General features: G+C 38.6%; 18 protein-coding genes. 13 read left to right on the top strand and 5 right to left on the bottom strand.

The annotated features are described in order from the left end of the window. Window positions 1–105: 105 nt before the first annotated feature. The 5 genes from thiE (at window position 106) to rapA (ending at window position 6578) form a co-directional block, all read left to right on the top strand. On the top strand, window positions 106–717 hold the full coding sequence (gene thiE, locus ACT53H_RS03220; RefSeq protein ID WP_174758553.1) for a thiamine phosphate synthase: 612 nt from the start codon (window positions 106–108) through the stop codon (window positions 715–717). A 42-nt stretch (window positions 718–759) separates the two neighbouring features. Continuing rightward, a complete protein-coding gene (hemL, locus tag ACT53H_RS03215) occupies window positions 760–2058 on the top strand; it encodes a glutamate-1-semialdehyde 2,1-aminomutase (protein ID WP_476008603.1) in 1299 nt (432 codons plus the stop codon). 62 nt (window positions 2059–2120) lie between these two features. After that, on the top strand, window positions 2121–2825 hold the full coding sequence (locus tag ACT53H_RS03210; RefSeq protein WP_440202604.1) for an acyl carrier protein: 705 nt from the start codon (window positions 2121–2123) through the stop codon (window positions 2823–2825). A 132-nt stretch (window positions 2826–2957) separates the two neighbouring features. Beyond that, a complete protein-coding gene (locus ACT53H_RS03205; protein ID WP_005307342.1) occupies window positions 2958–3596 on the top strand; it encodes an RluA family pseudouridine synthase in 639 nt (212 codons plus the stop codon). Between the two features lie 144 nt (window positions 3597–3740). Continuing rightward, window positions 3741–6578: an RNA polymerase-associated protein RapA gene (gene rapA / locus ACT53H_RS03200; protein ID WP_476008602.1), complete on the top strand. Its 2838-nt coding sequence runs from the start codon at window positions 3741–3743 to the stop codon at window positions 6576–6578. A gap of 57 nt (window positions 6579–6635) precedes the next feature. On the opposite strand, the gene ACT53H_RS03195 is transcribed toward rapA, so the two are convergent. Together ACT53H_RS03195 and fabR are read right to left on the bottom strand one after the other, a co-directional pair. Then, window positions 6636–7652: an AI-2E family transporter gene (locus ACT53H_RS03195; RefSeq protein WP_004790840.1), complete on the bottom strand. Its 1017-nt coding sequence runs from the start codon at window positions 7650–7652 to the stop codon at window positions 6636–6638. 166 nt (window positions 7653–7818) lie between these two features. Beyond that, a complete protein-coding gene (gene fabR / locus ACT53H_RS03190) occupies window positions 7819–8514 on the bottom strand; it encodes an HTH-type transcriptional repressor FabR (RefSeq protein ID WP_476008601.1) in 696 nt (231 codons plus the stop codon). A gap of 140 nt (window positions 8515–8654) precedes the next feature. Here fabR and ACT53H_RS03185 point away from each other — a divergent pair, with 140 nt between their 5' ends. Continuing rightward, complete coding sequence (locus tag ACT53H_RS03185; protein WP_238611822.1) at window positions 8655–9722, top strand: ferredoxin reductase; 1068 nt, start codon at window positions 8655–8657, stop codon at window positions 9720–9722. A gap of 12 nt (window positions 9723–9734) precedes the next feature. After that, window positions 9735–10829, top strand: a complete 1095-nt coding sequence (locus ACT53H_RS03180) for a fatty acid desaturase family protein (protein ID WP_004790847.1) — start codon at window positions 9735–9737, stop codon at window positions 10827–10829. Between the two features lie 62 nt (window positions 10830–10891). Here the strand turns inward: ACT53H_RS03180 and ACT53H_RS03175 are convergent, their stop codons facing one another. Next, a complete protein-coding gene (locus ACT53H_RS03175; RefSeq protein WP_476008600.1) occupies window positions 10892–11467 on the bottom strand; it encodes an NAD(P)H-dependent oxidoreductase in 576 nt (191 codons plus the stop codon). 118 nt (window positions 11468–11585) lie between these two features. On the opposite strand from ACT53H_RS03175, the gene ACT53H_RS03170 reads away from it, so the two are divergent. After that, a complete protein-coding gene (locus ACT53H_RS03170; RefSeq protein WP_476008599.1) occupies window positions 11586–12482 on the top strand; it encodes a LysR family transcriptional regulator in 897 nt (298 codons plus the stop codon). Between the two features lie 47 nt (window positions 12483–12529). On the opposite strand, the gene ACT53H_RS03165 is transcribed toward ACT53H_RS03170, so the two are convergent. Then, window positions 12530–13231 carry an SIMPL domain-containing protein gene (locus ACT53H_RS03165; protein WP_151766895.1) on the bottom strand — a complete coding sequence of 234 codons (702 nt, stop codon included), beginning with the start codon at window positions 13229–13231 and terminating at the stop codon, window positions 12530–12532. A 466-nt stretch (window positions 13232–13697) separates the two neighbouring features. Here ACT53H_RS03165 and ACT53H_RS03160 point away from each other — a divergent pair, with 466 nt between their 5' ends. From ACT53H_RS03160 to ACT53H_RS03150, 3 genes are all read left to right on the top strand, one after another. After that, window positions 13698–15071 (top strand): diaminobutyrate--2-oxoglutarate transaminase, encoded by a 1374-nt coding sequence (locus tag ACT53H_RS03160; RefSeq protein ID WP_174759340.1) that lies wholly within the window; start codon window positions 13698–13700, stop codon window positions 15069–15071. Between the two features lie 2 nt (window positions 15072–15073). Continuing rightward, window positions 15074–16606 carry a pyridoxal phosphate-dependent decarboxylase family protein gene (locus ACT53H_RS03155; protein WP_353154993.1) on the top strand — a complete coding sequence of 511 codons (1533 nt, stop codon included), beginning with the start codon at window positions 15074–15076 and terminating at the stop codon, window positions 16604–16606. 284 nt (window positions 16607–16890) lie between these two features. Continuing rightward, window positions 16891–18321, top strand: a complete 1431-nt coding sequence (locus tag ACT53H_RS03150; RefSeq protein ID WP_476008598.1) for an aldehyde dehydrogenase family protein — start codon at window positions 16891–16893, stop codon at window positions 18319–18321. Between the two features lie 69 nt (window positions 18322–18390). On the opposite strand, the gene ACT53H_RS03145 is transcribed toward ACT53H_RS03150, so the two are convergent. After that, the gene (locus ACT53H_RS03145) at window positions 18391–18876 is read right to left on the bottom strand and encodes an Lrp/AsnC family transcriptional regulator (RefSeq protein WP_017387914.1); all 486 of its coding nucleotides are present in this window, start codon (window positions 18874–18876) and stop codon (window positions 18391–18393) included. Window positions 18877–19010: 134 nt separating this feature from the next. Between ACT53H_RS03145 and ACT53H_RS03140 the strand changes: the two genes are divergently transcribed. Beyond that, window positions 19011–20732 (top strand): thiamine pyrophosphate-binding protein, encoded by a 1722-nt coding sequence (locus ACT53H_RS03140; protein ID WP_238611819.1) that lies wholly within the window; start codon window positions 19011–19013, stop codon window positions 20730–20732. A 140-nt stretch (window positions 20733–20872) separates the two neighbouring features. Beyond that, a complete protein-coding gene (locus ACT53H_RS03135) occupies window positions 20873–22252 on the top strand; it encodes an amino acid permease (RefSeq protein ID WP_476008597.1) in 1380 nt (459 codons plus the stop codon). The last annotated feature ends 423 nt before the right edge of the window (window positions 22253–22675 follow it).

The raw sequence follows: 22675 nt of genomic DNA, 5'->3' as shown, positions 1-22675 counted from the left end.
TATTCTTAATATACCGATTGGTACTGGTAAGCCTATATCAATCGGTACTTATGATGTCCTATAAATCCGTTATACTAGCAAAGTTTTTTAAAGCGAGAGTAGAGTATGCGCGGTTTATACCTCATTACCAATGATGACCCAATCCAATTATTATTAGAAAAATTAGACGCCGCGCTCGCAACTCGTCAGGTCGCAATTTTACAGTACCGCCGTAAGAAAATAGAAAAAGCTGACCAGCTTGCTGAAGTTGAACAAATCAAACTTTTATGTGAAAAATATCAAGTTCCTTTTGTGATTAATGATGACCTAAAACTGGCTGCTCAGTTTGGTTTAGGTGTGCATTTAGGGCAAAGTGACGGTGAAATTACAGACGCAAAATCGCAGTTACCAGAAGGTGTCATTATTGGCCGTACTTGTCTGAATTCGTTAGAGCTTGCACAAAAAGCAATTGCAGATGGCGCGACTTATATTGCATTTGGTGCAGTCTATGCGACCTCTACAAAACCGGAAGCAGGTAATGTGGGTATCGAAGTGATTAAGCAAGCAGCCGCCCAATATGATTTACCAATTTGCGCGATTGGTGGTTTAACTGTTGAAAACTCAAAACCTGTGATTGAGGCTGGGGCTGACCTCTGTGCAGTCATTAGTGATATATTAGGCCGATCAACTGCTGAAATTCCTGCCCGTGTACAGGCCTGGGCACAATTATTTTCTTAAGCTTTCAAAATTATTTTTTAGATATTTAAGACGAGCATTTCCATGAGTTTATCTCCAAAGCAAGAACAGTTATTTAAACAAGCCAGCAAACACATTCCAGGTGGTGTGAACTCTCCGGTACGTGCCTTTAATGGCGTTGGAGGAACACCTGTTTTCATCGAGAAAGCAAAAGGTGCTTATTTATGGGATGTAGATGGCAAGCGTTATGTTGACTATGTTGGTTCTTGGGGACCAATGATTTTGGGCCATGCTCATCCAGAAATTATTAAAGCAGTACAAACAGCCGCAGAAGATGGTTTAAGTTTTGGTGCGCCAACCGTACATGAAACAACCTTGGCAGATATTATTTGTGAAATCATGCCATCAATTGAATTGGTACGTATGACTAACTCTGGTACAGAAGCGACCATGACGGCTATTCGTTTAGCACGTGGTTACACTGGCCGTGACAAGATTGTGAAGTTTGAAGGTTGTTACCATGGTCACTCTGATTCACTTTTAGTAAAAGCAGGTTCAGGCTTACTTACCTTAGGTGAGGGTGAGCCGACTTCGAAAGGTGTGCCTGTTGATTTTGCTAAACACACCTTAACGCTACCTTACAACGATATTGCAGCATTAAAAGAATGCTTTGTTAAATTTGGTCATGAAATTGCTGGTGTTATTATTGAGCCTGTCGCAGGTAACATGAATATGGTGAAACCAATCGACGGTTTCTTACAAGCCATTCGTGATGTGTGTGATGAATATAAATCTGTATTCATTATTGATGAAGTAATGACAGGTTTCCGTGTTGCTTTAGGGGGCGCTCAATCGGTTTATAACGTTAAACCTGATTTAACGACTTTAGGCAAAATTATTGGTGCGGGCTTACCTGTTGGTGCATTTGGTGGTAAGCGTGAAATCATGGAATGTATCGCACCTTTAGGTGGCGTATACCAAGCAGGTACTTTGTCTGGTAACCCACTTGCTATGCGTGCGGGTATTGAAATGTTCAAACATCTTCGCCAACCAGAGTTTTACAGTAATTTATCTGCTCAACTTGAAAAGTTACTTGCAGGCTTACAAGCCGCAGCAAATGAAGCAGGTATTCCATTTAAAACTCAGCAAGCTGGTGCAATGTTTGGTCTTTACTTTACAGACCAAGAAGACATTACAAGCTTTGACTCAATGTTGGCGTGTGATATTGAAGCTTTCAAAAAGTTCTTCCATGGCATGTTAAAACGTGGAGTAAACTTAGCACCTTCAGCATTTGAAGCAGGCTTTATTTCATCTGCTCATTCTGATGAAGATATTGAATATACGATTCAAGCTGCCAAAGAAACTTTCGCTGAAATGAAGTAAGCAAAAAAGCCCGTGTTAAACGGGCTTTTTAATTTGAGCTATTTTTATATTTGTAGAGAACAATGTTTTATCCTTTACCTCGAAAAATTCAATTAGCAGCAAATACTTCAAATTGGTCAATTGAGTCTACGCAAAGTATTTTGCTCATGGTTGGGCTAAATGAACTTGAAAAATCACCTGACTGGGCGCACCAGCCATTAGCCGATCATTTAGAATTGCTAAGTAAAAGAGCACAGGCCCTCGAAATTCCAGTTATTTTTATTGATGCATCTCAGCTTCAACAAACCATGTTGCAGTTGGGCCAGCGACTGTCTTCAAATGCTAAAGCCCAAGTGATAATGGCTGGTGATTTGTCACCGCTGTTTAAACAAGTCATGCAGCTTGTTTTATCTATTACCGATTATGTAGCTATTGTGAATGATGCGATCTTGGCAGCTAATCTAGAGCAGCACATTCAATGGGTTGAAAAGATCAGTTTTGACCATATAAAACATTTAAATACACAGACCTTAATGCGCCTATGGTCTTTAAGTGCGCCGTCTGAATATATTTTGTCGGATAAAGGAATTTTATTGGCAATTGCTGAACAGGTGGGGCGACACCCCATGGAGATTCACCCGGAAATAGATTTACGAAACTACGGATTAGATCAGTCTGCTGTGGATTATCTGGTCGAACTTTGGCGTGCAAATGGTGCGAGCTTGAGCGCTGAAGAGTTAATGCAAGCACCGACATTGCAGCATATTATGCAGTTATTGAAGCCTTGACTAACTATAGACTCCAAGTGATCCATAATATTTGCAAATTATGCTGTTAATTTACCCGAACGGCATTGTAATTCGGACGTAAGCTTTTTATTATTGCCCGCTTGTTTTTCATCTTGCCTTGGGAATACAACTTTGAGTGATTTTCTAAGTGAACATCTGATCTATCGTGATGATGATTTTATGGTGATTCATAAACCTTCGGACATCTTGAGTGTTCCTGGTAAAGGTGATTTACATGATAGTGTTTTGACAAGGTTGGTTGCAATTGAACCTAAAACTTTGCTCATTCATCGTCTAGACCGAGATACTTCAGGTATTTTAGTATTTGGTTTATCAAAGCGCGGTCAAAGTGCAATTGCACGTCAATTTCAGGATCGTCAGACTTCAAAAATATATGAAGCACTTGTCGCAGGTCATTTAGAGGGTGAGGGGACTGTAGATATTCCTGTCATCTATGATCCAAGCCGACCACCTTTACATATTGTCGACGCTTCTCACAACAAACCTGCTTTAACACATTGGCAGGCAATAGAACATTTTCAGATTCAGGGACAGCCTGTAACTCGTGTGAAATTAACACCAATTACGGGCCGATCCCATCAACTCCGTGTACACATGCAATATCTTGGGCATCCAATTGTAGGTGACACGCTGTATGCAACACCGGAGCAGCAACTTGTTCCGCGTTTATGTTTGCATGCCAAACAGTTAAGTTTTAATCATCCTGTCACAGCAGAAACATTAACTTTTGACTGTCCTGTACCGTTTTAATGTAAAAATTTTAATGCGTGATTTTTTGTAGCAAAGTCATTTAATTGGTTTTTGCTTCAAAATTTTGCTTTAAAGACTACATAAAAAGATGCAAAAATAAGCTAATTTGCATCGTACAATATGTAGTGCGAACTTGAGAGAAAGGTGGAAAAATTGCAGCAGTATGCTATTGGTCAACGTTGGCTATCAGACACAGAAACTGAACTCGGTTTAGGTGTGCTTATTGATGTAGATGAAAGATCTGTCAGCATTTTATTCCCCAAAAGTGATGAGACACGTGTCTATGCACGTAACAATGCTCCACTATCTCGTATCATCTTTAACACAAATGATGAAGTTCAAGATCAAGAAGGCAAGAAGTGGATTGTTGAGTCTGTTGAAGACCGACATGGTGTTTTGCGTTACAACGTTGTTCGTACCTTAGAAAATGGTGAACAAGATCGTAAAGCGCTAAATGAAACACGTATCGGTGCGCAAATTCAGTTGTCGAAGCCTTTAGATCGTTTGCTTGCAAGTCAGGTCGACTATAAAGAGTGGTATGACCTGCGTATTGAAGCGATGCTTATGCAAGCACAAATGCAGAATAGTCCTCTACGTGGGATGGTTGGGGCGCGTGTTGGTTTAATTCCACATCAGCTTTATATCGCACACGAAGTTGGTAAACGTTTTGCACCTCGTGTTTTACTTGCCGATGAAGTGGGTTTGGGTAAAACAATTGAAGCTGGTTTAATTATCCACCAACAGCTTAAAACCGGTCGCTCAGAACGAATTCTTATTTTAGTCCCTGATTCTCTACAGTATCAGTGGATGATTGAAATGCGCCGTCGTTTTAACTTGCAATTCTCTCTATTTGATTTAACACGTACCGCATCTATTAAAGAACATGATCCAGAACTTAACCCGTTCTTGACTGAGCAATGCATTATTGCCAGCGTTGATTTAATGGTTGACCATGATGATTTGCGTGAGCAAGCCATAGAAGCTGGCTTCGATTTGCTTGTGGTCGATGAAGCACATCATTTGATGTGGAGTGAAGAAGAAGGCGGTAATGATCGCTACGATTTAATTGAAGAGCTTGCTGAAAATACGGCTGGGGTGTTATTGCTTACCGCAACACCTGAACAGCTTGGTGTGGAAAGTCATTTCGCACGTTTACGTTTACTTGATCCGCAGCGTTTTAGCAGTTTAGAGCGCTTCTTAGATGAAGAAACTCAATACCAGCAGACTGCAAAAATTGCTGAAGTACTCATGTCTGATCAGCCTTTAGCTCCAGAGCATTTGTCTGCTTTAGAGGGCTTGTTAGGTCACAGTATTGAAGACCAGCCTGACCAGCGCTTTAGAGCAATTCACGAATTATTAGACCGTCACGGTACAGGTCGTATTCTATTCCGTAATACACGTGAAGCAATTCAAGGCTTCCCAGGGCGTGATTGTCAGCCAGCACCATTACCAGCACCAGAAGATTGGTCAAAAGATGGGAAACTGCGTGAGCAAATGTGGCCGGAAGAAGCACAACTTGATGGTTCATGGATGCAAAATGACCCACGTGTGCTATGGGTAATGGAAATTCTGCGCAAAGATCTCAAGCATAAAAAAGTGCTTTTAATTGCGCGTAGTGGACCAGTTGTTGAAGCTTTAGAAAATGTATTGCGTTTGCATGCAGGCATTCGTACTGCAATGTTCCATGAAGGCATGAGCTTACTTGAACGTGACCAGGCAGCGGCTTATTTTGCTGAAGAAAGCTATGGTGCACAGATTCTCCTGTGTTCGGAAATTGGTTCGGAAGGCCGTAATTTCCAATTTGCCAGTGATCTAATTTTATTTGATCTACCAGCTAACCCAGATGTTTTAGAGCAACGTATCGGACGTCTAGACCGTATTGGTCAAGAAAACCGTATTCAGATTCATGTGCCATATCTTGTGGGAACAGCTCAAGAACGTATGTTCCGTTGGTACAATGAAGCACTTAATATTTTCAGCAATATTTCGCCAACAGCGCAAACGCTGCAAGAGAATTTTATTGTTGAATTAAAAGACTGTTTACTGGCAGACCAAGGTCAAACATTTGAAGATTTGCTTGAAGAAGTGAATGTTCAACGTCAAGCTTTGGAAGCTGAACTTCAAGCGGGCCGAGATCGTTTACTTGAATATAACTCATGTCGTCCTATCGTGGCGCAAGAGATTGTTCAGGCTTTAGAAGATTATGATGACAATACAACGCTACCAATGTTTGTGAAGCGTTTCATGTCTTCAACTAATATTGACTTTGATGAGCAAAGTAACGGTACTGTAATTATTCGTCCAACAGACCAAATGCAAGTGCAAGGTTTGGCGCTAGACGAAGAAGGCATGACCGCTACTTTCTATCGCGATCAGGCTCAGCTTCGTGAAGATGCCCAATATTTAACTTTAGAGCATCCATTCATTGAAAGTGTGATGGAAATGATTCGTACGCAATCATTTGGTAGTACGAATGTTGCTGTACTCAAATCTAATGCGTTAAAGCAGGGTTCAGTATTAATTGAAGTATGGTTTAAAGTCGATGTAGTTGCGCCTAAGGCGTTGAACTTACCATCGAGCTTGCCTAAGCAATTAATTCGTGTGCTATTAAGCGAAACTGGTCAGGATTTGTCTGAAAAAATTGATCCAGCAATTTTGAAACCATATTTACATCACTTAGATGGCAATAGCTGTCGTCAAGTGGTTAAAGCTCGCCGTGATATCATTGAAGAACGTTATAAACAAGCGTTGGATATCGCGAAAGTTGATTTACCTCAGCTTCAACAGCAAGCAAAAGAACACTATGGCAATAAATGGCAATATGAAATTGACCGTTTAACTTATCTAAAACAGTTCAACCCAAGTATTCGTCAAGATGAAATTGACCGTTTACAAAAGCTGCAAAAAGAAGGCTTGAGCTTGCTAGAAGGTTTAACTGTTACACCAGAAGCAATTCAAGTATTAGTTGTGGTTAAGCCATAATTAATTCAACATAAAAAAAGCGCCTAGAGGGCGCTTTTTTTGTACATCAATTTTGAATTAGATGAGACCAGCATCTTTGAGTTCTAATTTTAAATATGCATAGAAAATTGGAGCTGCGATTAAACCGCCTAAGCCAAAAATTGACTCAAATACCAGCATTGCTAATAAAATTTCCCATGCATTTGCATTGATTTTATGCCCAATAATTTTAGCATTAATAAAATATTCAAGTTTATGAACCAGAACGAGATAAAGTAATGCTGCACCTGCGAGTCCAAGTGAAACAGTAAGAGCAGCAATGAACGTCAATGTATTGGAAATAAGATTACCTAAAATTGGAATCAGTCCAAACATGAAGGTCAAAATAGTAAGCGTTTTGGCAAAAGGAAGATGCACTCCCCAAAGCGGTAATAAAACAAAAGCAAATAAAATAAAGAGCAGCGTATTAATTGCTGAAATTTTTATCTGTGCAAAAACAACATTTTTAAATGAAATTGATAGTTTCTGAATACGTTGGATCAGAAGAGATTTAAAAACAGGTTGGGGAGTGCGGCGATGAAAACCATGTATAGCCACCAAAATACCGATAATGAGGCCCATAACCATCGTCACGAAATTATGTAAGATATCTGAACTGGTATTTTTCAATATAGTCACGTTATCTTTCATAAACGCGAAAATTTCATCTTTTAATTCTGTCACGCTATCTGGAATATAACCCGGAAGATATTTGCTAATTTCAGCCTGTAAGTGCAGTAGCGTCTGATCGACTTTACTGTTGATATTATGGATGCCTACACCTTTTAAATCATGAACTACAAAGCTAATTAAACTTGTAAAGAAAAAGGCAATGAGTGAGATCGTAATAATACTTAATAAAATACTAATGAAAATACGGGCTCTTTGACCATCAATGTAACGTTCAACAACCGAACTCAAGCTAATAATAATTTCATAAATAAGGAAGCCTGCAAAAAAACTGGCTAATAGATGTAATGGGATAACCGAAAGCAAAAAGATGCCCATAAGAATGTAGCTTGCAATCAGACTTTGACGATTATTCAAATTTTGCATGTTGATCCCTGAGATCGTTGGGAATATAGAAGAAAGAGCAAATGGAATAATTATTTATACTCTCGCAAGCTATTCGCTTCAATCGGTGAATTATATTTTTGTTGGAAAATAGAAGAGTTAGATGTAAAAATGGCCTGTTTATTAACAAGCCATTCATTAGACAATTTTAACGAATTTCTGCTTCATCCAAATGCCGAGCACCTTCTAAAATCATTCGAATCATAATCATGGTTTGCTCAGCCACTTCTGCACGCTGATTAATTGGAAGATCAATCACTTTGGCACCCATGTGAAACACAAGCTGAGTAATTGCTTTTGCAACGAGTTCAGGGTGGTACAGATGGTTATTATTTAAGTGCTCTAGACGAATTAAATCTTCTTGTAGTTCTTGCTGAAAGAAGTTTAATTGACGATCAACAGCAGCTTTATAAGAAGTAGAACCTGTAAAACCTTCGCGTAGTAATAAACTTAAATTACCTTCATCGGCATCGAGCTGCTGAAGAAAAATATCGACAGAACTGCGAATAATACTTTCTTGCAAGGAAGCACGTAGGCGAGCCTGTCGGATAATTTTACGTAAGACGATACCTGCACGGTCAATTAAAGAAATTGCTAATTCATCAATATCTTTAAAGTGTCGATAGAAACTATTTGGCGCAATGCCAGCTTCTCGTGCTACTTCACGTAAACTTAATGAAGCAATACTCTTTTGTGGGCCAATCAGATTGAGTGCAGCCTGAAAAAGTTCTTCTTTAGTAATTGTCGCTTTTCTTCCCACAGAACGCGTAGCTGTTTTAATTTCAATGACATCTTGTTGTTGAGGTGTGTCATTCAGGTTCTGAGAAAGTGAAGATTGGGTCATGCTGTTCAATATATTTATAAACTCTCAGGATTATAGCCTTAGAAGCTGAACTTGTGAAATTGTAATTAAAAGTACGTGTGTATATACAAATATATATACATGTGTATAATAATTAAAAAAAGAGCGACAGAGCCTCAGTTATGCAAGCAATCGAAAAGAGAAATTCTCTATTCAATTCATTGACACAAGCCATCTTTGATAAAGAAATGGCTAATTTCTGGCTACAAAAAGTTAATCCTTTATGGTCTGTAAAACATGGCCTTGTTCAAATTGTAAAAAAAGAATTTGTCGCTCACGACATGGTGAGCTTGACGCTAAAATGTAACCGCTTAGTGAAAATGGGCGTTGCAGGCCAGCATCATCCTGTCATTGTTGAAATTGCTGGTCGTCGCTATGAACGTACTTATAGTTTGACGCAAATTGACGAACAACATTTACGTTTAACGATTAAAAAAGTGGCTGATGGTATTGTCAGTAACTGGTTTATGACTGAAAGCCAAATTGGTGATGTTTTTGAGCTTGGTCAGCCTTATGGCGACATGCAACAAAATATCAAAACACCAAAATTAATTATGCTAGCTGCAGGTAGTGGTATTACCCCAATGTTGAGCTTAATCACTGCAATTAAACAAAGCCAGCAGTTAGATAAAGTTCAAGTACAGCTTTTATATTGGGTAAAGCAACGCTCAGATGCAGCTTTTGTTGAATACTTTGAAAAAGTTGCACAGCAATTTCCAAATTTTAGTTATCAGGTTTTCTATACACAAGAAACACCAAATGATGAACGTTTAAATGCAGAGCATTTAGCATTAGTAGACGATTTGGAAAATAGCACCATATATGCATGTGGACCTTCTGGCTTCGTTTCAACAGTGGAACAGCTTTTTGAAAAAGCACCGACTGTATTAACAGAAGCTTTTAGCTTAACGCGTGATAGTACGGCTGAAGTTGGTTATGTAAATGTCACATTAACCCAGTCTAATAAGGTTATTGCAATTCCAAAAGGCGAATCAATTTTGGTGAGTCTTGAACATGAAGGACTTAAGCCAACACATGGCTGCCGTATGGGAATTTGTAATAAGTGCGTTTGTAGTAAAGCTCAAGGTTCTACACGTAACTTACTCAACGGTAGTGAAAATACCGAACCAAGCCAATTACTCAAAATTTGTGTGAACTCAGCACAATCTGATCTAGTTATTGATCTTTAAGAGAGAACTTTTATGAATATGCCAGTGAAAGTCGAATATTTTAAAAATCCTAAAAATCGCGATTTGACTCCAGCAGAACTTGACGCATTTGCAAAAGAGCTTGATCAGATCAAACAAGAAGTATTGGATGATTTGGGTGAAAAAGACGCTAAATATATCCGCCGTGTCTATGCAGCAGTTCGCTACAGTAGTTTTTTAGGCCGAGCATGTTTGTTTGCAGGTTGGTTCCCACCAGCATGGATTTTAGGAACAGGTCTATTAGGCTTTTCTAAAATTATGGAAAACATGGAACTTGGTCATAACGTTATGCATGGCCAATACGACTGGATGAACGATCCTAAATTTAATGGTCAAACTTACGAATGGGATACTGTCGGTACTTCTGATAACTGGCGTCAAACGCATAACTATAAACATCACACATATACCAACATTAAAGGTATCGATGATGATATTGGTTATGGTTTACTTCGTTTATTCCCAGAGCAACGTTGGAAGCCTGGTTTCTTGCTTCAACCCGTTTATAGCATTCCATTTTGCTTATTGTTCCAATGGGGCGTAGCGATTCAAAACCTTGAAATTGGTCGCGTTCTTTACAAGCGTAAGAGCATGGCTAAATTCTTGGAAGAATTGAAACCAGTAAATAAAAAGATTGGTACCCAGCTTTTCAAAGATTACGTTTTTTTCCCATTAATTGCAGGGCCAGCAGCTTTACCTGTTTTGACAGGAAACTTGGTTGCGAATGGTCTTCGTAATATCTGGACATTTACGATTATTTTCTGTGGTCACTTTACTAAAGATGCAGAAGTATTTCCAAAGTCTGTTTTACAGGAAGAAAGCCGTGGTCACTGGTATATGCGTCAGATTCGTGGTTCTTCAAACTTAAAAGGTTCAGAAGCATTACATATCTTAAGCGGACATTTGAGCCATCAAATCGAGCATCATTTATATCCTGATGTACCTGCGCGCCGTTATCGCCAAATGGCTCCAAAAGTTGAAGCTGTATGTAAAAAATATGGTCTAAATTATAACAACGCGAGTCTGGCTAAACAGTTTGGACAGGTTGTGGGGCGTATCTTTAAATATGCTTTACCGTTTAAAAAATAAGATATTACTTTAACTCCGAAACGCACTACTGATTTTCAGGAGTGCGTTTTTTATTGTTAGCACTAGCATGAATAAGTAAGAGGAGCATTATTGAATATCCCCCATTGTTCAAACTGCTTTAAAGATAATGAAATTTCTTTTTCTATATCATTTTCATCTAATTGATTTGCATTAAAAACAGCATGAGGTGTGTGCCAGTTTAATCCGCATCGACGTGCAGTAGCTTTTAAAGGTGCCATGAGCTCATCTAGGGTGAAGCCATTTTGTCCTTGTTTTTGATATGCCGAATTCAAATTGCCAACCGTAACATGTAGGTAAAGTGATTTACCTTTAATATTCTGACCTTCCTGTTCATAAAAAAGATAAAACATCCGCGTTAAAACCGCATCCATCCAAGTTTTGAAAATTGGAGGAACTGAATACCAATAGATAGGGAACTGGAAAATGATGTGTGAAGCAGAGATTAGACGTTGGGCTTCAATTGCGCCGTCTTTCATTATATCTAGAGATCCATTATATAACTCTTGAATATCAACAATATCGATTTGGTTTCGAAGCTTTAATGCTTCAACCAAAGCACGATTAACCTTGGACTGATTTAAATCGGGATGAAAGACCAGTAAAAGTGGCTTATTCATAGTATGTCTCCTTAATTTCTAGGATGAGTAATCAGATGCATAAACAATATTCACATCATAAAAAAAGCAGACCTATAATAAAATTGACTAAATTAATTGAGCAGATGAAAGAATTTTGATGAACAAACAGACTTCTTGGGATGATCAGAAATTCTTTTTAGTGGTTTTAGAAGAGGGGAGTTTCTCGGCAGCCGCTCGTAAATTAGGCGTTACCCAACCCACTGTTCGAACACGTATAGAACAGCTTGAAAATCAGTTGGGAACTGTTTTGTTTAGTCGTTCTGTTCATGGCTTGAAACCGACAGAACATGCTCTAGCTCTTGAACTTCCAGTTCGGGCTATGCAACGTGCTTCTGACCATTTTATGCGTACAGCAAGTGCTCCTCTAAATCTAATTGCAGGCAGTGTACGAGTGAGTGTATCGGAGTTCTTGGGCACGCTTGTTCTGCCTCAAATGCTCACAAAATTCCGTTCACTTTACCCAGAAGTTAATATCGAAATATCTTTAAACAATGCTTCTGCCAACTTACTAGAGCAAGAGGTTGATCTGGCAATCAGGATGTATCCTCCTGTTCAGGAAGCGCTTGTAGCCAAAAAGGTTGGTGAGGTGCCATTGGGTCTATATGCACATCGAGATTATATACAGCGTAAAGGTTTTCCCATCTCTCTAGCAGATTTAAGTCAGCATGATCTGATAGGACCCGAGCGTAATCTTCTTGAAAGAGAAATGATGAGGATTTTTCTACCTGAAATAAGAAATGAACAATTCAAAATACGCACCGATAGTCATCCTGCACAGTTCTCAGCAGTTAAAGCTGCTTTAGGAGTAGGTTTTATTCAGTGTCCTATAGCAAATCAATGTCCAGAGCTTGTACAGCTACTTCCAGATTTAGAGGTTCATCGATATGATCTATGGCTGGTGATACATGAAGACTTTAGACAAATTCCAAAAATCAGAGCGCTTTTTGATTATTTGGCTCAAGCTTTTGCAGAATATTTAGATGAGGAAATTTAGTTAATAAAAAGCCCAAGCAATCAGGTGCTTGGGCTGGAAAAGGTAATTTATTTAAACTGAATTGAACCGTTTGCATTCACAGTAATTTTAGACTCACCAGCTGCCATGTCTTGAGCTGGTGCAGCTTCGGCCATAGCAAACTTAGCCATGCTCGCTCTCATTACAGGCTGAGGGAAATAGTTGTTGGTATTTAAGTTTAAGTTAACGAGCGTGTATTGGCTTTTATTCCACGCTTGAGTCAACATTTGAGCACGTTGTTGAAAGTTTTTAGATGCTTCAACCATCAAGTCATTTTCAACTTTTTTACGTTGCTCATCTGAAACCGTAAAATTAATCGATTGAGTTTGGAAGCTTTGTTGCAATTCATTGACTAACTGGCTTGCTGCTTTAAAGTCTTTACTTTCAAGACGAATTTCAGCACGGCCACGCCATTCTTTTAGCTTATTACTGTCGTTATCGTAAATTGGGTAAGTGCTTTGAGCACCAGTTTCCACTTTGACTTGCGGATATTTACGAGAAACGGCAAGTGCCTGATTCATTAATTGATTAATCTGATTTGAAAGTTCGGCTGGTTGCTTGTTACTTTTTTCAATATATAAAGTTGCGTGCATTTCATCATTAGAAACTTGACGAGAAGCTTCAGCTTGTACATTCACAATATTATAGTTCAAAGCATTATCGTCCTGAGCAAAAACTAAAGGGCTAAGGAGAGAACCTAAAAGAAGGGTTGAGACAGCTAAAGTACGCATAATTTTTTCCTTTAAAAATTAATATAAATTTAATTTTTTTCATTAAGAAATGTTAAACATAAGTTATGCATAACTTTTGCAGATTTTGTGGCGTATTTGTAATATTTAGATCAGTTTTTTTAAATTTTGGTAAATATAAAATCTTTTAAAAATAAAAACTTAAAAATAAAGTGTGTCAATGTAACTTAAAAAATCAAAGTAATATAAAAAAAGAATATTTTCTTTAGGTTGTCACATAGTATGATGATAATTCATCTTAACTATTGGGATGATACATTTTTTCAATAAGATTAGATGAGTAAAGTACATAAAAGACGTTTTTTTTCTTGTAAAATTAGGTATCATCGCGCTCCTAGTTACAAGATATAAAATAAGTGTCTTTACTAGTTCTATAAAGCACCGAGTCAAAGGACCAATCGTCACCAGACTTATTTCTTTCTACCCCTATCAGAGATGGTAATCCGATATGAGCGTTACTTCCGTTAACCCTGCCACTAATGCTACTAACGAATATTATTTGACTCGCCAAAGTCAAATGGAATCAAATGTTCGTAGCTATCCACGTAAATTACCGTTAGCGATAGCGAAAGCACAAGGGTGCTGGGTTACTGATGTTGAAGGTACAGAGTACCTTGATTGTTTAGCTGGGGCAGGTACATTGGCTTTAGGTCATAATCATCCTGCGGTGATTCAAAGTATTCAAGATACATTGGCAAGTGGTTTGCCATTGCATACTTTAGACTTAACCACACCTTTAAAAGATGCATTCACTGAAGCATTGTTAGCATATTTACCTGGTGGTAAAGAAGAATATTGCTTGCAGTTCTGTGGTCCTGCTGGTGCAGACGCAACTGAAGCAGCAATTAAACTTGCTAAGACTTACACTGGCCGTAGTTCAGTAATCAGTTTCTCTGGCGGTTACCATGGTATGACTCATGGTGCACTTGCTATGACTGGTAACTTAAGTGCAAAAAATGCAGTTAACGGTTTAATGCCAGGCGTACAATTCATGCCATATCCGCATGAATACCGCTGCCCACTTGGTTTAGGTGGTGAAGCTGGTGTTGACGCTTTAACTTACTTCTTTGAAAACTTTATCGAAGATGTTGAAAGCGGTGTAACAAAACCGGCTGCTGTTATTCTTGAAGCGATTCAAGGTGAAGGCGGCGTAGTTACAGCTCCAGTAAAATGGTTGCAAAAAATCCGTGAAGTGACTGAAAAGCACAACATCGTTTTAATTTTAGACGAAGTTCAAGCTGGCTTTGCACGTTCAGGCAAAATGTTTGCATTTGAACATGCAGGTATTGAACCTGATGTTGTTGTAATGTCTAAAGCAGTAGGTGGTGGTTTACCACTTGCAGTATTAGGTATTAAACGTAAATTTGATGCTTGGCAGCCTGCTGGTCACACGGGTACTTTCCGTGGTAACCAACTTGCTATGGGTACAGGCCTTGTCGTATTAAAAACGATTACTGAACAAAATCTTGCTCAAAATGCGCAAGAACGTGGTGATTACTTACAAGCTGAATTTAAAAAATTAGCTCAAGAATTCCCATGTATCGGTAACGTACGTGGTCGCGGTTTAATGATCGGTGTTGAGATTGTTGACGAGCGTAAACCAGCTGATCGTATCGGTTCGCATCCTGCTGACTCACAATTAGCTGCTGCAATTCAAACTGCTTGTTTCAACAATAAATTATTGCTTGAAAAAGGTGGTCGTAACGGTACAGTAATTCGTTTACTTTGCCCGCTTATCATCACTCAAGACGAGTGTGTTGAAGTAGTTGCTCGCTTTAAGAAAGCAATTGCAGAAGCATTGGTTGCAGTACGAGGCGCATAAGTATGGTGGATTTTGCAGAACATCGTAAAGCGTTACTCTGCAATGATGCACAATCCATTGCTGACTATGAGTCAGCAATGGGCGAAGCGGTAAAAGCCGTTTCAGCATGGTTGCAAAATGAAAAGATGTACACAGGCGGTAGCATTAAAGAATTGCGTTCAGCAATTTCTTTCCAACCTTCAAAAGAAGGTATGGGTGTACAAGAATCACTTCAACGTATGATTGAGCTTTTCTTAAATAAAAGCTTAAAAGTACATCATCCACATTCATTAGCGCATTTACACTGCCCAACCATGGTGATGAGCCAAATTGCGGAAGTGTTAATCAATGCAACTAACCAGTCTATGGACTCATGGGATCAAAGCCCAGCCGGTTCATTAATGGAAGTTCAGCTTATTGATTGGTTGCGTCAAAAAGTTGGTTATGGTTCTGGTCAGGCAGGTGTTTTCACTTCTGGCGGTACTCAATCTAACTTAATGGGTGTGTTACTTGCTCGTGACTGGTGCATTTCGAAAAACTGGAAAGACGAAAACGGTAATCCGTGGTCTGTACAGCGTGATGGTATTCCAGCTGAAGCAATGAAAAACGTCAAAGTTATTTGTTCTGAAAATGCGCATTTCTCTGTGCAAAAGAACATGGCAATGATGGGCATGGGCTTCCAGTCAGTTGTGACTGTTCCTGTGAATGAAAATGCACAAATGGATGTAGATGCTCTCGAAAAAACGATGGCGCATTTGCAATCAGAAGGCAAAGTGGTTGCTTGTGTTGTTGCGACAGCAGGTACAACTGATGCTGGTGCAATTGATCCATTGAAGAAAATTCGTGAAATCACAACGAAATATGGTTCATGGATGCATATCGATGCGGCATGGGGCGGTGCATTAATTCTTTCAAATGACTATCGTGCAATGCTTGATGGTATTGAGTTGTCTGACTCGATTACCCTCGACTTCCATAAGCATTATTTCCAAAGCATTAGCTGTGGCGCGTTCTTGTTAAAAGACGAAGCAAACTACCGTTTCATGCACTACGAAGCTGAATACTTGAACTCTGCTTATGACGAAGAACATGGTGTACCAAACCTTGTTTCTAAGTCATTACAAACGACTCGTCGTTTTGATGCATTGAAATTGTGGATGACAATTGAATCACTAGGTGAAGACCTTTACGGTTCAATGATTGACCATGGTGTAAAACTTACTCGTGAAGTTGCAGATTACATCAAGACAACTGACGGTTTAGAGCTTTTAGTTGAGCCTCAGTTTGCTTCGGTATTGTTCCGTGTTGTGCCACAAGGCTACCCAATTGAGTTTATCGATAGCTTGAATCAAAACGTAGCGGACGAGTTGTTTGCACGTGGTGAAGCAAATATCGGTGTAACAAAAGTGGGTAATGTGCAGTCATTGAAAATGACCACATTAAGCCCTGTTGTGACATTTGAAAATGTTAAAAACCTTTTAGGTCAAGTATTGGCTGAAGCTGACCGCATTAAAGATGCGATTGCTTCTGGTAATTATGTACCACCAATCGACTAATTGAGTTGATAACAAAAAAGCCCGGCTTCTTGCTGGGCTTTTTTATTACAGATTCTTTTATTCAAAATGTGTATGAGTAAATAAAAATATGCACAAACCATGCATATTTTTCAAAAACAAAAATAATTATGCATGATCTATCTTATGCAAATTTCTTATTGTATTGGTATGTCCCCAATATTTTTGGTCACATTGATATATCAATATCGTACTTACTTGAAATCATCCCGTTTTAACTGAAAAAAGTAAGTGGCTGTAATTACAATTAAGACAAGGAAGAAGAAATGCAACAAGTTAATGTGCTTAATGAATTTAAACTGATTATTAACGGTCAATCTTGTTCAGGTGAACAGGGTGAACTAGAAGTTATTAACCCTGCTACAGGTCTAACTGCAGCACGCTGTGCAAAAGCATCGGTTGAGCAAGTAAATCAAGCGGTTAGCGCTGCTAAACAAGCATCTAAAGCTTGGCAACAAGTTTCACACGAAGAGCGTAAGTCAATCTTAAATAAAGTTGCAGATGGTATTGAAAAACACGCTGAAATGCTTGCAGAGTTGGTTGTACTTGAGCAAGGTAAGCCACTGGCACTCGCGCAAATGGAAGTGCAGGGTGCAATTGGTTGGACTCGCTATGCCGCTGCTATGGATTTACCTGTTGAAGTGATTGAAGACAGTGAAACCAAGCGTATTGAGCGTCATCGCCAACCATTGGGTGTAGTGGCTTCAATTACTCCTTGGAACTGGCCACTGATGATTGCGGTTTGGCATATCATGCCTGCATTACGTGCGGGTAACGTAGTCATTAGCAAACCTTCTGAATACACGCCACTCTCAACTTTGCGTTTATGTGAAATTATTCAACAAGAAGTTCCAGCAGGCGTGATCTCAATTGTGGTCGGTGCTGGTGAGATTGGTGAAGCATTATCTTCTCATCCAGATGTACAAAAAGTTGTGTTTACGGGGTCAACTCGAACAGGTCAGCACATTATGGCTGGTGCAGCTCAACAGTTAAAACACCTAACTTTGGAGCTTGGTGGTAATGACGCTGGTATTGTATTACCAGATGCAAATATAGATGAAATTGCAGCTAAGATTTTTAATATGGCGTTCTTAAATGCAGGCCAAACATGTGCCGCCTTAAAGCGCCTATACGTGCATGAAAGCCAATATCAAGCTTTATCTCAAAAGTTAGCTGACATTGCCAACGCTCAAGTTTTGGGTGGTGGAATGGAGTCTTCTACAACATTTGGTCCAGTGCAAAACCAAATGCAATATAACAAAGTGAAAGCCCTTATTGCTGAAGCCATTGAACAAGGTGCAAAAGCACTTTCTGGTCAACAGCAGTTACCAGAGCAAGGTTACTTTATTGCACCCACTATTTTGACTGAAGTTTCTGACTCTTGCCGTGTGGTGCAAGAAGAACAGTTTGGTCCTGTGTTACCTGTTTTAAAATATACAGATATTAACGATGCAATTGCCCGTGCCAATGACAGCGAGTTTGGTTTAGGTGGTTCAATCTGGTCTTCTGATCTAAAAGCTGCTCAAACTTATGCTACACAGCTTCAATGCGGTACTGTTTGGATTAATACCCATGCAGAAGTCCTGCCTCATGCGCCTTTTGGGGGCTGGAAAATGTCAGGCTTAGGTGCTGAGTTTGGCTTAGAAGGTTTACTTGAAAATACGATCGGGCAAACAGTTCATATCAGTAAAGTCTAAATATTGATTTTAAGGCGGATCATAGATCCGCCTTTTTATTTTAAATTATCTTATTAAATACTAACCTGCTTAAGTCGTGTGATGGTAACCGTGACTTTTAGGTTTGATTAAAAAATGATTCTGTTCTTTAATTTTTTTTAGAACAATGTAAGACTTTATATGACCTATAAAATTATAAGAAAGTAATCTTTCAGTCACAAATTGAGAGAGCTGTTCTAAGTTTTCAGCAACGACTTTTAAAATAAAATCCGCATCGCCACTAATTGAAAATGCATCTTGAATGTTATCTTCCGCTTCAATGAGTTCCTGAAATGCTTGCTGAGATTTTGCCTCGTGTGTTCTTAAATTAATGTGGATCATCGCTGTAACTTCCAGCCCTAGCGCTTGTTGCTGGATGCGGGCGGTGTAACCCAAAATTATGCCTTTTTGCTCAAGTAGCTGTCTTCTTCTAGAACATTGAGAAGCAGATAAACCGATTAAATCTCCAACTTCCTGATTGGTGAGCCGTCCATTCTTTTGTAGTGCCTGAATGATTTGCCAGTCGAACTTATCCATTGCATAAAATCCTTTTATGATACACAAATCATGTATTTTTATTAAAATGCGTTTTCATTATGCACGAAATCTAAAAGGTAGATGAAATATTATTTTTCTATGGAATAAAAATTGGTCTCAAAGGATATAGAGCAATGTTCATAGAAATCGGTGACTTTTTAAATCTTCGTTTAAAACAAATGGGTATCCAACATCTTTTTGGTGTACCTGGTGATTTTAACCTCTCATATCTCGAACAAGTTGAAGCAGATCCAGAACTCGAATTTATCGGAAATTGTAATGAATTAAATGCTGCCTATGCAGCAGATGGTTATGCACGAATTAACGGTTTTTCTGCCTTAGCAACCACTTATGGTGTAGGTGATTTAAGCGCGATTAATGGCATTGCGGGTGCATATGCAGAAAATGTACCTCTTATTCATATCTCTGGTATTCCGCCTTTACATGCAGTTCAAAAGGGTACTTTAATTCACCATACGCTTGTCGATGGTAACTACGACAATATTATGAACTGTATGAAAGAGTTCACAGTTGCTCAAACACGTTTAACTCCTGCAAATGCAGCTTTTGAAATTGATCGTGTATTACGTCAGTGTTTCCTTGAACGCCGTCCTGTGCACATCCAGTTAGCGGGAGATATTACTCACGTTAAAATTGAAGTTACTGACCGCCCACTTGATTTAAGTTATCCATCTGTTGAACCAGACTTATTGCAAAGTGTGGTAAGCAAACTTTGTGACATTTTGAACAATGCAAAAAGTCCAGCACTTCTTATTGATAATGAAGCTTCAGTTTTTGGTGTAACTTCGCTTTTAAATGATTTATCTCAAAAATGCTCAATTCCATTTGCGGGCATGAATACTGCAAAAAATATTATGGATGAAGGCTCGCCTCGTTATATCGGAACGTATGTAGGTGGGGCAAGCCAACCGCATGTGAAAAATATTATTGAGCAATCTGACTGCCTAATTGGTATTGGCGCACGTTTTACAGATGTTGGTTCAGCTGTATTTACTCATCAAATTGAGACCAAGAATTACATCGAAATTAAATCTTATGGTCTGAACATTTTCGGTCAGGATTTTCCGGGTATTGAAATTGGACAGTTACTTGTTGAGCTAAATAAAAAAGTTGCACCACGTAAATCGTCAATGCCTCTTCTTGAAAAACAGCCACAGAAAGTAATTGAAGCTCCAGCCCAACAAAAGCTAAGCCAAGATGTGCTTTGGAACTACATTTCAGGTTTCTTAAAAGAAGACGATGTGATTATTGGTGAAGTAGGAACTTCAAACTCAGCTTTGTCTGGTTTAAAACTTCCTGCTACAGCTAAATATATTGCTCAGCCGCTTTGGGGTTCAATCGGTTATACCTTGCCAGCTTTACTTGGTAGCTTGTTGGCAGCTCCTGAACGCCGTCAAATTTTGTTTATTGGCGATGGTTCTTTCCAGCTTACAGTACAAGAGCTTTCTACAATTATCCGTCACGGTTTAAAACCAATCATTTTCTTGCTGAACAATGGCGGCTATACCATTGAGCGCTTAATTATGGGTGAAAACGCAGCCTATAACGACGTACAAAACTGGAAATACACCGAAATTCCTGCGGTATTTAACGGTAAAAAAGGTCATACCACTTATGTGGTTGAAACCGCTGGGCAACTGAAGAGTGTTTTAGATAATGTTCATTTAAATGATCAGTTAACTTTTATTGAATTAAAACTACCAGCAATGGATGCGCCAGTAAGTTTGAAAAAATTTGCTTCAGTTATCGCGCGTTTTGATTACGGCGATCGTGGCTACGAAATTTTAAAGGAGCGTTCCCAGCCTATTAAATGTAAGGATGCAAGCTCGTTTTAAATAGAAGATAGGACAAGTCTTCTTAAAATTAAATGGACTCATATTAAAGCAAACGTATTTCCGAAGGTCGGTTTCTGGCCTTCGGATATGGTGCTGAATAAAGGTGTACAGGAAGTGACACCAACATTGGAGATAATGTTATGGATGCAAACAATAAGCACGAGTTAAAACAAGGCTTATCCAATCGGCATATTCAACTCATCGCGCTAGGAGGTGCGATCGGAACAGGATTATTCTTAGGTCTTTCTCAAACGATTAAACTGGCAGGTCCTTCAATTTTATTAGGATATGCGATTGCTGGAATTATCGCTTTCTTAATTATGCGTCATTTAGGTGAAATGGTTGTAGAGGAGCCAGTAAGTGGTTCTTTTAGTTATTTTGCGAACAAGTATTGGGGCAAAATGGCTGGTTTTATGTCTGGCTGGAATTACTGGGTGTTGTATGTGCTGGTAAGCATGGCTGAACTCAGTGCAATTGGAACCTTCATTCAGTTTTGGTGGCCTGAAATTCCGACATGGCTGACTGCTTTATTTTTCTTTATTTTAATTAACGGCATTAACTTGGTGAATGTCCGCTTTTTTGGGGAATCCGAATTCTTATTTTCCTGCATTAAGATTGTTGCAATTTTAAGCATGATTGGTTTTGGTACTTATCTCTTATTTACAGGTTCTGCTGGTCCGCAAGCAGGTATTGCAAATTTATGGCAACACGGTGGTTTCTTCCCGCACGGGATTCACGGTTTTGTCATGGCTTTAGCCGTTATTATGTTTGCATTTGGGGGGCTAGAACTTATTGGTATTGCTGCTGCTGAAACGAAAAAACCTGAAACCACTATTCCTAAAGCAGTAAATCAGATTGTTTATCGTATTTTAATTTTTTATATCGGTGCTATTGGGATCTTGCTGTGCCTTTACCCTTGGAATATGGTGGCAGAAGGTGGTAGCCCATTTGTTATGATTTTCCAGTCATTAAACAGTAATGGCGTTGCGAATGTTTTAAACTTTGTGGTCTTAATTGCTGCTATTTCGGTTTATAACAGTTGTATCTATTGTAATAGCCGTATGCTGCATGGCTTAGCAGAGCAGGGTAATGCTCCGGCAATTTTGAAAAAAGTAAATAGCCGTGGTATTCCAGTTCCAGCAGCAGTTGTTTCTGCATCAATCACAGCAATATGTGTGGTCGTAAATTACCTAATTCCTGGACAAGCCTTTCAACTCTTTATGATGTTGGTTGTGGCTGCACTTGTCATTAACTGGCTTATGATTTCAGTCACACATTTGAAATTTACCAAAGCAATGAAATTGCAAAAACGTCAAACCAAATTTCAAAGCATTATGAGTCCATGGAGTAATTATTTAACCATTAGCTTTGTATGCTTTATTCTTATTATTATGGCAATGACGCCAGATATGAGATTGGCCGTTATTTTAGGCCCAATTTGGCTTACTGTTTTAGCACTGATGTATTTCTTAAAATATCGTAAAAAAATGGTCGCAATGCCAGAAGTGCAATCGAATTAATCCACTAAATTTACAATGATATTGCGGTTACCTTACACACGGTAGGTAACCCTTTATCTTTTGTCATATTATTTTCATGTTACAAATAAATTATTATCTACCGTAATTTTTGATCAGAATTTTAGTAATAAAATTATTTTTAATAGTAAAAGTAAAAATACAGTTAAATTATCGATTTTTAAAATAATTATAATATCTTTTGTTTTTATATTTTATGAAGACTTAAAATCTATATTTTTAATCAGTGTCATAATAGAGACTAATATACAGAGTAAAATATCCGCTCAAGTTGAATTAAATATTTGATAACAGATAAAAAATAATAATGTGACAATTAACAATATCGAAATCATTAAAGCGTCATCATACTGTAACTTAATTGTCATATTTTCTATTCACAATGCAGCTATCGAAGAGCGTACA

This window comes from Acinetobacter sp. DMC2 (assembly GCF_056314305.1).
The sequence above is the reverse complement of the archived record's forward strand: the minus strand, read 5'-3'. Positions and strand labels throughout refer to the sequence as shown.